This window comes from Uliginosibacterium sp. 31-16 (assembly GCF_030730865.1).
Lineage (GTDB): Bacteria > Pseudomonadota > Gammaproteobacteria > Burkholderiales > Rhodocyclaceae > Uliginosibacterium.
The window spans coordinates 859,378-872,203 of record NZ_JAVALZ010000002.1 but is presented as its reverse complement, the minus strand read 5'-3'; the positions used below and the strand labels follow the sequence as shown (position 1 = coordinate 872,203).

Annotated in this window: 13 protein-coding genes and 1 tRNA gene; 8 read left to right on the top strand and 6 right to left on the bottom strand. The window is 61.2% G+C overall.

The genetic code is table 11. The annotated features are described in order from the left end of the window. Positions 1-8 precede the first annotated feature (8 nt). From secD to queA, 4 genes are all read right to left on the bottom strand, one after another. Positions 9-1,853 (bottom strand): protein translocase subunit SecD, encoded by a 1,845-nt coding sequence (gene secD / locus Q9Q94_RS11730; protein ID WP_305980245.1) that lies wholly within the window; start codon positions 1,851-1,853, stop codon positions 9-11. A 65-nt stretch (positions 1,854-1,918) separates the two neighbouring features. Next, positions 1,919-2,245 carry a preprotein translocase subunit YajC gene (yajC, locus tag Q9Q94_RS11725; RefSeq protein WP_305980244.1) on the bottom strand — a complete coding sequence of 109 codons (327 nt, stop codon included), beginning with the start codon at positions 2,243-2,245 and terminating at the stop codon, positions 1,919-1,921. 72 nt (positions 2,246-2,317) lie between these two features. Continuing rightward, positions 2,318-3,427, bottom strand: a complete 1,110-nt coding sequence (gene tgt, locus Q9Q94_RS11720) for a tRNA guanosine(34) transglycosylase Tgt (RefSeq protein WP_305980243.1) — start codon at positions 3,425-3,427, stop codon at positions 2,318-2,320. A gap of 2 nt (positions 3,428-3,429) precedes the next feature. Beyond that, positions 3,430-4,485, bottom strand: a complete 1,056-nt coding sequence (gene queA, locus Q9Q94_RS11715; protein WP_305980242.1) for a tRNA preQ1(34) S-adenosylmethionine ribosyltransferase-isomerase QueA — start codon at positions 4,483-4,485, stop codon at positions 3,430-3,432. A gap of 65 nt (positions 4,486-4,550) precedes the next feature. Between queA and Q9Q94_RS11710 the strand changes: the two genes are divergently transcribed. Next, a tRNA-Leu gene (locus Q9Q94_RS11710) sits at positions 4,551-4,635 on the top strand. 181 nt (positions 4,636-4,816) lie between these two features. Here Q9Q94_RS11710 and Q9Q94_RS11705 read toward each other — a convergent pair. Both Q9Q94_RS11705 and Q9Q94_RS11700 read right to left on the bottom strand, forming a co-directional pair. Further along, positions 4,817-5,989, bottom strand: coding sequence for an ATP-binding protein (locus Q9Q94_RS11705; protein ID WP_305980241.1), 1,173 nt, complete (start codon positions 5,987-5,989; stop codon positions 4,817-4,819). Positions 5,990-5,997: 8 nt separating this feature from the next. Next, positions 5,998-6,684 (bottom strand): response regulator transcription factor, encoded by a 687-nt coding sequence (locus Q9Q94_RS11700; RefSeq protein WP_305980240.1) that lies wholly within the window; start codon positions 6,682-6,684, stop codon positions 5,998-6,000. 201 nt (positions 6,685-6,885) lie between these two features. On the opposite strand from Q9Q94_RS11700, the gene Q9Q94_RS11695 reads away from it, so the two are divergent. From Q9Q94_RS11695 to ampD, 7 genes are all read left to right on the top strand, one after another. Then, positions 6,886-7,431, top strand: coding sequence for a Spy/CpxP family protein refolding chaperone (locus Q9Q94_RS11695; RefSeq protein ID WP_305980239.1), 546 nt, complete (start codon positions 6,886-6,888; stop codon positions 7,429-7,431). A 26-nt stretch (positions 7,432-7,457) separates the two neighbouring features. Beyond that, positions 7,458-7,673 (top strand): hypothetical protein, encoded by a 216-nt coding sequence (locus tag Q9Q94_RS11690; protein ID WP_305980238.1) that lies wholly within the window; start codon positions 7,458-7,460, stop codon positions 7,671-7,673. Between the two features lie 175 nt (positions 7,674-7,848). Next, on the top strand, positions 7,849-8,505 hold the full coding sequence (locus Q9Q94_RS11685; RefSeq protein WP_305980237.1) for an EF-hand domain-containing protein: 657 nt from the start codon (positions 7,849-7,851) through the stop codon (positions 8,503-8,505). Between the two features lie 489 nt (positions 8,506-8,994). Then, positions 8,995-9,243, top strand: a complete 249-nt coding sequence (locus Q9Q94_RS11680) for a PP0621 family protein (RefSeq protein ID WP_305980236.1) — start codon at positions 8,995-8,997, stop codon at positions 9,241-9,243. Next, positions 9,240-10,802: a sensor histidine kinase KdpD gene (locus Q9Q94_RS11675; protein ID WP_305980235.1), complete on the top strand. Its 1,563-nt coding sequence runs from the start codon at positions 9,240-9,242 to the stop codon at positions 10,800-10,802. Before Q9Q94_RS11680 ends, Q9Q94_RS11675 begins: the two co-directional genes overlap by 4 nt. Further along, positions 10,799-12,205 (top strand): sigma-54 dependent transcriptional regulator, encoded by a 1,407-nt coding sequence (locus tag Q9Q94_RS11670; protein WP_305980234.1) that lies wholly within the window; start codon positions 10,799-10,801, stop codon positions 12,203-12,205. The genes Q9Q94_RS11675 and Q9Q94_RS11670 overlap by 4 nt, the downstream gene beginning before the upstream one ends. Then, positions 12,205-12,759 carry a 1,6-anhydro-N-acetylmuramyl-L-alanine amidase AmpD gene (ampD, locus tag Q9Q94_RS11665; protein WP_305980233.1) on the top strand — a complete coding sequence of 185 codons (555 nt, stop codon included), beginning with the start codon at positions 12,205-12,207 and terminating at the stop codon, positions 12,757-12,759. Before Q9Q94_RS11670 ends, ampD begins: the two co-directional genes overlap by 1 nt. The last annotated feature ends 67 nt before the right edge of the window (positions 12,760-12,826 follow it).

Here is a 12,826-nt window from a genome sequence, read left to right as displayed (position 1 = left end):
CCGGCGGATTACTCCGCCGAAGGCCTCCAGATCTGACCGATCGCCAGTTTTTCGAGTTTGCGGCGGTGGCCGTAAGCAAAGTTGGTAATCATGCGCGACACGAATACGGCACTGAACATCGAAGTCAGAATGCCCAGGCAGTGCACCACGGCAAAGCCGCGCACCGGGCCGGAACCGAAGGCGAGCAGCATGATGCCGACGATCAGGGTGGTGACGTTGGAGTCCAGAATCGTGTCGAAAGCGCGTTCGTAGCCGGCGGCGATGGCAGCCTGTGGCGTCGCGCCATTGCGCAGTTCTTCACGGATGCGTTCGTTGATCAGCACGTTCGAGTCGATGGCCATGCCGAGTGCCAGCGCGATGGCGGCGATGCCCGGCAGGGTCAAGGTGGCCTGGAACAGCGAGAGCAGGGCGATCAGGAACAGCACGTTGGCACCCAGCGCCAGCGTCGAGATCAGGCCGAAGATCAGGTAGTACACGCACATGAAGGCGGCAATCGCGAGGAAGCCCCACAGTGTGGAGTGGAAGCCCTTCTGGATGTTTTCAGCCCCCAGGCTTGGGCCGATGGTGCGTTCTTCGATGATGTCCATCGGTGCGGCCAGTGATCCCGAACGGATCAGGATGGCCAGACGATTGGTTTCTTCGGTGCTGAAGTTGCCGGTGATCTGGAACTGGTTGCCGAATTCGCCCTGGATGGTGGCGACCGAAATGGCTTCACCCTTGTTCTTTTCGAACAGGATGATGGCCATCTGTTTGTGGATGTTCTCACGCGTGGTGTCACGCATGATGCGCCCACCGACCGCATCCAGCGTCACGGAGATGGCCGGGCGCTGGTTGTTGTCAAAGGTGGATTGCGCCTTGACGAAGCGGTCACCGGTCAGTACCACCTGTTTCTTCACGGCGACCGGGAAAGGCTGACCGCTGCGGTTTTCAGGGAATACGTCGGTGCCGGCGGGCGGCGACAGCGGGTTGGCACCTTCGGCGACCATGCGTACCTGCAGGGTGGCTGTGCGGCCGATGGTGTCCTTGGCCTTGCTGACGTCCTGCACGCCTGGCAATTGCACCACGATGCGGTCCGCGCCCTGTTGCTGGATCACCGGCTCGGCGACGCCGAGTTCATTCACCCGGTTGTGCAGGGTGACGATGTTCTGTTTGACTGCATCGTCCTGGATGGTGCGCCGGGCCTGTACGGACAGGGTGGCGATCAGCAGGCGGTCTTCACCTTCATTGCGTTCGGTGTATTCGAAATCGCTGCGGCTGGCACGGATGGCGTCGCGGGCCTGATTGCGGGTTGCATCATCGCGCAGGCGCACGGTGAGAGTTTCGCCATCACGGGAGATGCCGCCGTGACGGATGTTCTTGTCGCGCAGCAGGGTGCGTAGGTCACCTGTCGCAACATCCAGCTGCTTGGTGATGGCCCCCTTCATGTCGATCTGCAGCAGGAAATGCACGCCGCCGCGCAGATCCAGACCCAGATACATCGGCAAGGCGCCAATCGAAGTCAGCCATTGCGGGCTGGCGGACAGCAGATTCAATGCGACGACATACGACGGGCTTTGCGGATCGGGATTGAGCGCACGCTCGATCACGTCACGCGCCTTCATCTGGATGTCTTCGTTGGCCAGTCGCACACGCAGACTGCCCGGATCACGGACGGTGCCGGTGGGGCTGATGTTGGCGGCAGACAAGGCGTCCAGGATCCTGGTTTCCAGTGCTCCGTCGATCTTGACGGTGGAACGGGCGGCGGAGATCTGCACGGCCGGGACTTCACCATAGAAATTCGGCAAGGTGTACAGCAGCCCGACGATCAGCACGAGGCCGATCATCAGGTTCTTCCAGAGCGGGTAGCGGTTCATGATCAGGAATGGAATGAATGGGTGACGGTAAGCCCAAGGCCAGACAGGCCCCGGGCTGCCATGCTTCAGGCGTTCTTCAGCGTGCCCTTGGGCAGCACTGCGGAAATCGCCGGCTTCTGCACGGTGATTTCAACGCCACTGGCGATCTCGACCTTGACGAAATTTTCGCCAACGCTGGCAACCGTGCCCGCAATGCCGCCCTGGGTGATGACTTCATCACCGGCAGCCAGCGCATCGAGCAGGCTCTTGTGCTCCTTGGCGCGCTTCTGCTGTGGGCGGATCATGAGGAAGTACAGCACCACGAACATCAGCACCATGGGCAGCAGGCCCATCCAGCTGCTGGTGGGATCACTGCCGGTGGCGGCTTGGGCGAATGCATCGGAAATCATCATCAGGCTCCGGATTTTGGGTTCTTTAAGGCGGCCGAGTATAGCAGGCCAAAGCTTGGGGCAATCGGGGCTATCTCAAGCCCCGCGATTGCGCTCCGCAGCAAAGCGCTGCTGGAAGCCTGCGAAATCGTCCGCTTCGATGGCGGCACGGATTTCGCGCATCAGATGCTGGTAGTAATGCAGGTTATGAATGGTCATCAGGCGCGGGCCGAGCATCTCCTGGGCGCGATCCAGATGATGCAGATAAGCGCGCGAAAAATGCCGACAGGTGTAGCACTCGCAGCTCTCGTCGATGGGGCGGGTGTCCTGCTTGTGCTTGGCGTTGCGGATCTTCAGGTCGCCCCAGCGCGTGAACAGCCAGCCGTTGCGCGCGTTGCGGGTCGGCATCACGCAGTCGAACATGTCGATGCCCTGGCTCACACCGTACACCAGATCCTCGGGGGTGCCCACGCCCATCAGGTAGTGCGGCTTGTTGGCAGGCAGGCGCGGGCCGGTGTGGGCCAGTACGCGGTAGAAGTCTTCCTTGGGTTCGCCTACGGACAGGCCGCCGATGGCATAGCCGTCGAAGCCGATTTTCTCCAGCCCGGCCTGCGACTCGTCACGCAGGGTTTCATACATGCCACCCTGGACGATGCCGAACAGTGCGTTGCGGTTTTCCAGTTTGTCGTGCTCGTCGCGCGAGCGCCGGGCCCAGCGTGCCGACATGCGCATCGACTTGGCGGCCTCATCGACAGAGGCCGGGTAGGGTGTGCATTCGTCGAAGATCATCACGATGTCGGAATTCAGCCCGTGCTGGATCTGCATCGAGATCTCGGGCGTAAGGAAGAGCTTGTCGCCGTTGATTGGCGAGGAGAACTTCACGCCTTCCTCGGTGATCTTGCGCAGCGCGCCGAGCGAGAAGACCTGGAAGCCGCCCGAGTCGGTGAGGATCGGTTTGTCCCAGCCCATGAAGCCGTGGAGTCCGCCGAACTGCTTGAATACCTCCATGCCCGGGCGCAGCCACAGGTGGAAAGTGTTGCCGAGAATGATCTGCGCGTTGATGTCCAGCAGTTCGTGCGGGCTCATGGCCTTGACCGTACCGTAGGTGCCAACCGGCATGAAGACCGGCGTTTCAACGATGCCATGGGCCAGATGCAGGCGGCCGCGACGGGCCTGACCGGAGGTGGAGAGGAGTTCGTATTTCATGGTCAGGCTTTTTCGACGGATTTTTCAAGGAACATCGCATCACCATAACTGAAGAAGCGGTAATTGTTTGCGATGGCGTGGGCGTAAGTGCTGCGGATGGTTTCGCGGCCGGCCAAGGCCGAGACCAGCATCAGCAGCGTGGATTTGGGCAGGTGGAAATTGGTGATCAGCGCGTCGGCAACGCGGAACGTGTAGCCCGGCATGATGAAAATGCCGGTTTCGGCGCTGCCGGCCTTCAATTCGGCTTGCTGAGCGGCGGATTCCAGTGCGCGCAGGGCCGTCGTGCCGACGCAGATTACCCGCCCGCCCGCAGCACGGGTGGCGCTGATGGCGTCTATCGTGTCCTGCGGGATGCTGTAGCACTCGCGGTGCATCTTATGTTTCGACAGGTCATGCTCGCGCACCGGCTGGAAGGTCCCCGCGCCCACATGCAGTGTCACGAAGGCGCGGCGAACGCCCTTGGCATCCAGTGCCGTGAACAGGGCTTCGTCAAAATGCAGGCCGGCGGTGGGGGCGGCTACGCTGCCCAGTTCACGGGCATACACGGTCTGATAGCGGGTTTCGTCGCCAGCGTCCGCCGCGTGTCCGATATACGGTGGCAGGGGCAGCTTGCCGTAGCGTTCGATGTAATCGACCGCCGTGGCGTCGCCCGGAAAGCGCAGCTGGAAGAATTCCCCATTTGCTCCGGCGCGGCCCGTGACTTCCACGTCGAAGGCGTCCATCAGGCGGATGCGCATGCCTGGCTTGGGAGACTTGCTGGCGCGGATCATCGCCAGGACTTCGTGGTCGCCGACCGGGCGTTCCACCATCACCTCCACCTGGCCGCCGGTGGCTTTCTGGCCGAACAGGCGGGCGTGCAGCACGCGGCTGTCGTTGAACACGAGCAGATCGTTCGGGCGCAGCAGATCGGGAAGCTCGCGGAATACACGGTCTTCCAGTACGGTTTGCATTCCCTGAACACGGGGCACCAGCAGGCGTGACGCGGCACGATCGGCGAGCGCCGTCTGGGCGATCAGCTCGGGGGGGAGGTCAAAATCAAAGTCGTCTAGCGTGAGCATGCAGCAGATCAATCATCCGGCTTGAGTTGCAGCGAGGCTTCGTGGATAATCCGCGCTCTTCCCGTGCCGGGATGGCGGAATCGGTAGACGCAGCGGATTCAAAATCCGCCGCCGCAAGGTGTGAGGGTTCGAGTCCCTCTCCCGGCACCACTTTTCTCAGGGCAAGCCTCGCAAAGAGGCGCGGATTATACCGGAGCCCGGGTTTTCTCTCCCCGATTTTCCTGTGATGACGGCTGTGCCGTAGCACCGCGCCCCGCCTTGCTCTGCGAGCAGGCCGGCTGAAGAGCCTTGCTGTGCGCGGCTGTGTGGCGGTGGGCGCTGAAGAAGTCCGTCAGTAGCCGCTTTTCAGCGGATGCCGGGATGGCAGGCGCATTTCGATGCACAGGCCACCCTGATCACGGTTGGTCGCGCTGACGCTGCCGCCATGGGCTTCGATGGTGTGACGGGTGATCGCCAGGCCGAGGCCGTAGCCGTCGTTGCCACGATCTTCACGAAAGCGCACGAAGGGCTCGAAGATGACGCCCAGTGCAGCATCCGGCAGACCGGGACCGTCGTCTTCGACGCGAATGCTCAGCCAGGCTCCGCTGGTATACAGGCTGACTTGCACCGTGGTGCCTTCGAAGGTGTGGCGCAGCGCATTGCGCACGACATTCTCGACGGCGCGTTGCAACAGCTCGGCACGCCCTTTGACCTGTGCTGCGCCGTTGGCCGAGAACTCGACCTTGCGCAAGGTGGCGCTGGCTTCAAAACGTGCATCTTCGACGACCTCTTCGACCAGATCGAGCATGTCGACCTCTTCGTCCAGCGCGCCGCAGGAACGTGCCTCCAGCCGCGAGAGGGTCAGCAGCTCTTCGACCAGGCGGTCGATGCGGCCGGACTCGCGTTCGATGCGCTGCATGCTGGATTCGGCTTTTTCGGGTTGCTGGCGGGCAAGATCGATGGCCAGTTGCATGCGCGCCAGAGGCGAGCGGACTTCGTGCGACACGTCGTGCAGCAGGCGACGCTGGCTATCCATCAGGTTCTTGAGCTGGCTGGCGGTATGTTCAAAATCCACACTCAACTCAGCCAGTTCGTCGCGGCGCGAGCCGATTTCAGTGCTCGGCCGGACGTTGAAGTTCCCTTTGGCAACTGCGGCGAAGGCACGCCGCAGCGCCATGATCGGGCGCGACAGGTAGCGGGCCAGCAGGCCGGCGAAGAGCAGGCTGGCCAGACCGCCGACGATGACCGGCAGCCAGGGGAAGCCACGCGGGCCGGGCAAGAGCCCTGCACCGCCAGGCGGAGGCGGAAAGCGCCGCTCCTGAAACTCGGTGTGCGGCGCCCCCGGCACACTTGCTGCGCTCGTCCCGCCCGGGCCTGGTGGACCAGGTCGGGCCCAGGCCGCATCGGGCGGTGGCCGGAATTCGCGCTGCGGCCCATTCAGCCACAGCAGGGTTCCGACGACTCCGGTGCTGACCAGCTGGGTGACAAGGATGACGGCGAAAATCTTCCAGAACAGACGACCCATGTCTGACCTTAAGCCTTGATGAATTGATAGCCCTGACGAAAGATCGTCTGGATGCTGGAGCGGCCATCGGCGAGCAGGCCGAGTTTCTCGCGGATTTTGGACAGATGCACTTCGATGCTGCGGTCGAATTTCTGCAGCGGGCGGCCCAGCCCCTGTTCCGAAAGCTCGGCCTTGCTGACCGTGCGCCCGGCATTGCGGGCCAGTACTTCAAGCAGGTTGAATTCGGTGCTGGTCAGTTCCAGCGGCTGGCCTTGCCATTCGGCGCGACGTTGTTCCGGCCACATTGACAGGCCGCCGGCATTGACCGGCTGACTGGTGTTTTCTTCCAGCCCGCCGGAGCGACGCAGGATGGCGCGGATCCGGGCCGAAATTTCGCGTGCAGTGCAGGGCTTGGGTACGTAGTCGTCGGCGCCCTGTTCGAGACCGACGATACGGTCGATGTCGTCGCCGCGCGCGGTGAGCATCAGTACCGGCATGCGGCTGCGTTTGCGGATCTGGTTGAGAACCTCGATGCCACTCATCTGCGGCATCATCACATCCAGTACGGCAATCGAGAACTCGCCGCTCAGGGCACGGATCAGACCTTGTTCGCCGTCATGTGCTGTTTCGACCTCGAAGCCTTCGCGGCCAAGGTAGTCGGCCATCATCTCGACCAGTTCGGTGTCGTCGTCCACCAGTAATACTTTGCTGGCCATGTGTGCCACTCCTGATTTGTCCTGTTCGCATGATAGGCATGCTGCCGGGCATTTCAGCGTTCCGATTGAGCAGATTTAACGTTTTTTACCCGCCGTTTGATCGTCTTTTACGGTGACTTGAGTGCGTTTTACAGGCTGTGGCCGAAGAATGCCGGTACGTCTTGCAAGCCCGCAAAACCGCGTCTTCCGGAGGTTTTCAGCATGTCCCGATTCCATTCCGCCCGGCACTTGTTGCTGGTCTTTGCATGCCTGCCGCTGCTCGCTGCAGCACAGAATATTTCCCCTGTACCCACCGCCGGTGCGGCACCTGTGCCGCATGGTCGAGGAGTTCCCCGTAGCGGGCCGGAAGGGATGCCGCCGCTACCTTTCCGTGAGCCGATGCCCGGTCCGTTTTTGCCACCGGAGTTGCGCGAGCTGGATTTGAGCGAGGCGCAGCAGGATGAAGTTTTCCTGATCCTCCATGCCCAGGCTCCGGCGCTTCGCGACGCCATGAAGAAGTCGCGGCATGCGGAGGAGGCGTTGCGCAGCCTGTCGCTGGCTGCGAGCTTTGATGCAGCGCGAGCCAGGGCTTTGGCAGAGGCGGCAGGCAAGGCACATGGCGAAATCGTTTTGCTGCATGCGACGGCGCAAGCCCGGATTCGCGCGCTGCTTACCCCCGAGCAGCGTCGCCATGTGGAAGAGAACGGTCGGGCGTGGCGCCCCCCATTTGCTCCTGCTGTCCCTGAAGACAAGATCAGCCCTCGTTAATTCTCCCGACGAGGGAGTCCTGAAGCTTGTCCTTTATGCGCCCGGTTTTGCGATCGGGCGCTTTTTTTGCGGCAAAGCTTGCCGCTGGAGAGGCGCTGATTTGTCCAGAGTGCCGGATGGTGGGCGATCTGGGAGATGGCCAGCCGGCCATGACGGTCGTGCCGGCCGGAATATTTTGCCGGCTTGTGCATTCGAAGGCTTTTCGTCAAGCTGGAAAACAGGCTGTGAAGTGGATTTCTTGAGGATTTTTTAAGTGCTTTAACGCCATTAGGGCCCAGCCCAGGGCCACGTGGGCCGATATCTTGCAGAGAGTGTGCTGCCTTGCGCCAGCGATATGCATGAGTGGTGTACAGGTGCGGAAGTCGTGGCCGACCTGAGGTCGGCAGTACTTTTTTCACGCAAGAAGAGGAGTCCATCATGAGCAGTATCAGCAGCATCAGCAGCCTGGCCAGCACCCTGTTTGCCAGACTGGATACCAAGAGCCAGGGCTACATCGAGAAGACGGACCTGCAGAGCGCTTTTGACAAGATTTCAGCGAGCAGCAGCGCAAGCAGTGCTGATGAGGTGTTTTCCAGTCTGGATAGTGACCAGGACGGCAAGATCACGGAAAGCGAGTTGTCGAGCAGTCTGCAGAAGCTGGCTGACCAGATCGACAGCCAGCTCGACGGCATGCGCATGAGCAGTGCCATGAGTGCGATGGGGGAGCCGGGCGGCGCAGGCGGCATGCCTCCGCCGCCACCCGCTGATGACGAAGGTTTTACTCAGGATGAGCTGAGCAGCCAGCTCGACGAAATCGGCAGCACGGACAGCAAGCGCTCCAGCCTGATCTCGAACATCGTGGCGAATTTCGATGAAGCGGATACCGATGGCAATGGCAAGGTCAGCATGCAGGAAGCCATGGCCTACGATCAGGCCAACAGCAGCACGTCATCGAGCGGGGCGAGCAGTACCGGCACCACGAGTACCGAAAACGAGTTCGCTGTCATGCTCAAGGTCATGCAGCTGGCCCAGTCTTACGGGGCGTTTGGCACGAACAGCGCAAACCAGAGCAGTTCGTTGTCGGTCGTCGCTTGAGCGGGCTTCATTCCCTGCCTGCATTTACATGCCGAACCTCGCCGGTGGATGTTGCCGTCCACCGGCGAGGTTCGGCGTCAATATGTTCTTCGGCCGGAGCAGTCCCGTCTCGAGCTTCCGCTTGAGTGACACGGTAGTTAGTGACGCCTGCCTGAAGAGCCGCGTGCAGAGGGGCTGACGCGGCACCCCTGCCGCAAGTGCCCAGTGCGCCTGTATTACCACGAGGCATGCTCTGCAAAGACCGCCGGGCGCGGCTCTTCAGCGGGGCACCCTGCAGGATGGCGGGTCCGTGCTGAGGATGACATGGTTCATCCTTGCGCATGGGACGGAGTGATTTTGTCTGCCAGGCACGTGGCGGCCCCCTGGTCGAAGTGTGTGGGCCGAAGACAGGAATGGATTCGGAAGGATTATTGCGTTCACGGCGCTGCCGGCATTTGATCAGACCGCCTGCCGGGATAAACTGCGAGGCTTGAATGGCATGGAGCCGGTATGCAGAAGCTGTTTCTGTTCCTGTTGGGGTTGGTGGCGATCTGGTATGCGCGTCGTCTGTGGCGTCGTCAGGATGTCGACGGACAGTCCTCTTCGCGGGGGGAAGATGGAGGTCGTGACGTTTCCCCTGAAACGATGCGCGAGTGCTTCCACTGTGGCGTGCTGGTGCCGGAGAGCGAAGGCCTGATCAGCGGCGGCGAGTTCTTCTGCTCACCCGAACACGCCCGGGCTGCGGGGCGTACGTCTTGAGCGCCGGGGTTTCCCTGCCTGGCGAAGCCAGCCATTCACGGGCGGTTTCAATCCGCTACTTCAATCTGTATCGGATCGTGGTGGCAAGTGCTTTCGCGATCTTTGGCGGGGTGTTCAGCTTCGGCCAGAAGGCCCCCGAGATCTTTCTGGTCACCATCATTGCCTACTGGGTGATGGCGTTCGCCTTCTTCCTGCTGCATGCAGGCAGCCCCCACTATGGGGAGCGTAGTCTGGGGCTGCAGACGGCGCTCGATATCGTCATGCTGTCGGTGTTCATGTATGCCAGCGGCGGGTTCCGCAGCGGCGTTCCCTTCCTGATGATGACCTCGATTGCCGGGGCGGGTCTGATCGGGCATGGGCGCATGGTTCTGGGTGCTGCCTCGCTGGCTACGCTGGCGGTGCTGGGGGATCAGGTCTTCCGGGTGCTCACCGACAACGACAGCCAAGTGGACTTTTCGCAGGCTGCAATCGTCTGTGTGGGCTTCTTTGCGGTTGCAGTGGTGGCCCGCATGCTGGCTCGCCGGGCGCTGGCGAATGAGGCGCTGGCGCGCCTGCGGGGGTTTGATCTGGCGCGGCAGCTGCAGGTCAATGCGCGCATCATCGAGGATATGCAGGATGGCGTGGTCGTCGTGGATGATGCGGGCGTGGTTCGTCAGGTGAACCCTCGTGCCGGTGATCTGCTCGGGGTGGCATTGCAGACAGGAGATCGTGTTGCCGAGAGGGTGCCCGAACTGGCCAGCAGCGTGCTTCTGGAAAAGAGTCCGGAGAGTGTGCAGCTGGTTGCCGCGCTGACCGGCAAGACCCTGCATGTGCGGCGTGTGATGATTGATGAGGGGCGCGACGGGAGCGATACGTTGCTGTATCTCGAAGATATGGACCGGGTGCAGGCGCAGGCCCAGCAGATCAAGCTGGCGGCGCTTGGGCGCCTGACCGCCAATATTGCACACGAGATCCGCAATCCACTCTCGGCTGTGTCGCACGCGGGGGAGCTGTTGCTTGAAGAGAAGAGGCAGGACGTGCAGGAGCGTCTGGTGCGGATTATTCGTGACAATGCGGCACGCATCGAACGCATGGTGCGGGATGTGCTGGAGCTTGGCCGACGGGATCGTCTGACCGTTGAATCGCTGGATGCAGCCCAGTTCTGCCGCAGTTTCGTGGATGAATTCTCGATTCCTGCGCCACAGGTCGCGCAATTGGTGCGGCTGGAGCTCGAAGAGCATGTAATGCTGAATTTCGACCGTGTGCATCTGTACCAGATCCTCGCCAACTTGCTGGGCAATGCCAGCCGCTATTGCTCCGGAACGCCTGGCAGCATCTGCCTGAGCGCAAGGGCGCAGGATGAGCGTCGGGTGCTGATTGCCATTCGCGACGATGGTCCGGGAATTGCCATAGAAGACCGGGCCAAGGTGTTCGAACCCTTTTTTACCTCTGACCCCAAGGGTACCGGGCTGGGTCTGTTCATGGCTCGTGAGCTGGCGGACGCCAATGGCGCGGAACTGAGTTTGCTGGAGGCACCCGGGGGCGCGGAATTTCATTTGATAGCCAGGAGAACTGCATGAGCAGCGACAATCAGGAGCGTCGCAAAGGACGTAGCGTAGATGTACTGATCGTCGACGACGAAGAAGATATCCGCGAGCTGATCGAACTCTCACTGGTGCGCATGGGGCTGGGCGTGGATGCGGCAGGCTCCGTAAAGGACGCCATTCGCCTTGTCAGCGAGCGCCAGTATCGCTTGTGCCTGACCGACATGCGCTTGCCCGACGGCGAGGGGCTGGATATCGTCAAATACATTGGCGAACATTGCACGGATCTGCCGGTTGCCGTGATTACTGCCCATGGCAGCATGGACAACGCGGTTGCTGCACTCAAGGCGGGGGCTTTTGACTACCTTTCCAAACCTGTAGCGCTGGATCAGTTGCGTGCGCTGGTGAAGTCGGCACTGGATGTGCCCAAGCCCCAGCTCAAGGATAACAAGCCTGTCGTCCAACTTACCGGCGGCTCACCCGCCATGCTGCAGGTACGGGCCATGATCGAGCGTCTGGCTCGCAGTCAGGCTCCGGTATATATCTCTGGAGAGTCCGGGAGCGGCAAGGAGCGTGCGGCTCGCCTGGTGCATGGATTGGGGCCACGCGGCGACAAACCTTTTGTAGGGGTCAACTGTGGTGCGATCCCCGAAAATTTGATGGAAAGCGAGTTCTTTGGGTATCGCAAAGGGGCGTTCACAGGAGCAGAGACGGACCGGGATGGGTTCTTTCAGGCCGCCGATGGTGGCACTCTGTTTCTGGATGAGGTCGCCGATCTGCCGCTGGCGATGCAGGTCAAGCTTTTGCGGGTGATTCAGGAAAAGCGCGTGCGCCGGATTGGTGACCCACAGGAACTGGCGGTGGATGTACGCATCATTTCGGCAACCCACCAGAATTTGCGGGAGAGGGTGGAGCAGGGCAAGTTCCGGCAGGATCTTTTTTATCGTTTGAACGTGATCGAGCTGAAGATGCCGTCGCTGCGCGAGCGCCGCGACGATATTGCCGGGCTCGCTGAAAGCATTCTCGAGCGGCTTTCTGCGGACGCGGGATTGCGTGCCCCGCGCCTTACCACGCATGCTTTGAATGCGCTGCAGGGGTACGGTTTTCCGGGGAATGTGCGTGAGCTGGAAAACATCCTTGAGCGAGCTTTGGCCTTGTCGCTGGGCGATGAGATAGATGTCGATGACCTGCACCTGGAACCCCAGGATTGCGAAGGTGCGGCATCAAACGCCGACCTCGCCAATGGTGGAGCCTTGCAGGACTATCTCGATCAGGTCGAGCGGCAAGCTATCGTTGACGCCTTGGCCAAGACCTCGGGCAATCGTACTGCTGCGGCCCGGGTTCTTGGCGTCACCTTCCGCTCGTTGCGTTACCGCATGGAGCGTCTGGGCATGAAGGGCGACAAGAGCGAGAAGGGTGAGGCGGGGGATCTGGATTGATGTTGTCAGCACTGACCCTGGATGCTCAGGGCTGGCTTGAAGGGGCGAAGCATGTGCCTTCGCCGAATTTTGACGCCCGCCCTGCTGACGTTCCTGTACAACTGTTGGTAATCCACGCCATCAGTTTGCCCCCTGACCTGTTTGGTGGGCCCGGGGTCGAGCAACTATTCACCAATACTCTTAACCCCGACGAACATCCCTATTATGCTCAGATCCAGCATTTGCGGGTTTCTGCGCATTTCTTCATCCGGCGAGACGGGACTTTGATCCAGTTTGTCGCTGTTCAGGATCGGGCGTGGCATGCAGGGGTTTCTTCCTGGCGAGGGCGTGAGCGCTGCAATGACTTCTCATTGGGTATTGAGCTGGAGGGATGTGATGCCCTGCCTTTTGAGGCGGCTCAATACAGACAGCTGGCCGATCTCATCAAGTGCCTGCGGGCATCTCTGCCTTTGTGTGAGACTCTTGGCCACAGCGATATTGCCCCGACCCGGAAAACAGACCCAGGCCCCTTTTTTGACTGGCGGCGCCTGCATGCACTGCTGGAGCAGACTTGAGTCTGTGCCATGCAGCAGACAGAGGTGTCAGTTGAGCTTAAACAGTGCTACTGCGGCTAGTCTTTCG

Excerpts from the sequence above, each read along its gene's own strand:
- secD (WP_305980245.1), bottom strand. The coding sequence starts at position 1,853 with ATGAACCGCTACCCGCTCTGGAAGAACCTGATGATCGGCCTCGTGCTG.
- yajC (WP_305980244.1), bottom strand. The coding sequence starts at position 2,245 with ATGATGATTTCCGATGCATTCGCCCAAGCCGCCACCGGCAGTGATCCC.
- tgt (WP_305980243.1), bottom strand. The coding sequence starts at position 3,427 with ATGAAATACGAACTCCTCTCCACCTCCGGTCAGGCCCGTCGCGGCCGC.
- queA (WP_305980242.1), bottom strand. The coding sequence starts at position 4,485 with ATGCTCACGCTAGACGACTTTGATTTTGACCTCCCCCCCGAGCTGATC.
- Q9Q94_RS11705 (WP_305980241.1), bottom strand. The coding sequence starts at position 5,989 with ATGGGTCGTCTGTTCTGGAAGATTTTCGCCGTCATCCTTGTCACCCAG.
- Q9Q94_RS11700 (WP_305980240.1), bottom strand. The coding sequence starts at position 6,684 with ATGGCCAGCAAAGTATTACTGGTGGACGACGACACCGAACTGGTCGAG.
- Q9Q94_RS11695 (WP_305980239.1), top strand. The coding sequence starts at position 6,886 with ATGTCCCGATTCCATTCCGCCCGGCACTTGTTGCTGGTCTTTGCATGC.
- Q9Q94_RS11685 (WP_305980237.1), top strand. The coding sequence starts at position 7,849 with ATGAGCAGTATCAGCAGCATCAGCAGCCTGGCCAGCACCCTGTTTGCC.
- Q9Q94_RS11680 (WP_305980236.1), top strand. The coding sequence starts at position 8,995 with ATGCAGAAGCTGTTTCTGTTCCTGTTGGGGTTGGTGGCGATCTGGTAT.
- Q9Q94_RS11670 (WP_305980234.1), top strand. The coding sequence starts at position 10,799 with ATGAGCAGCGACAATCAGGAGCGTCGCAAAGGACGTAGCGTAGATGTA.
- ampD (WP_305980233.1), top strand. The coding sequence starts at position 12,205 with ATGTTGTCAGCACTGACCCTGGATGCTCAGGGCTGGCTTGAAGGGGCG.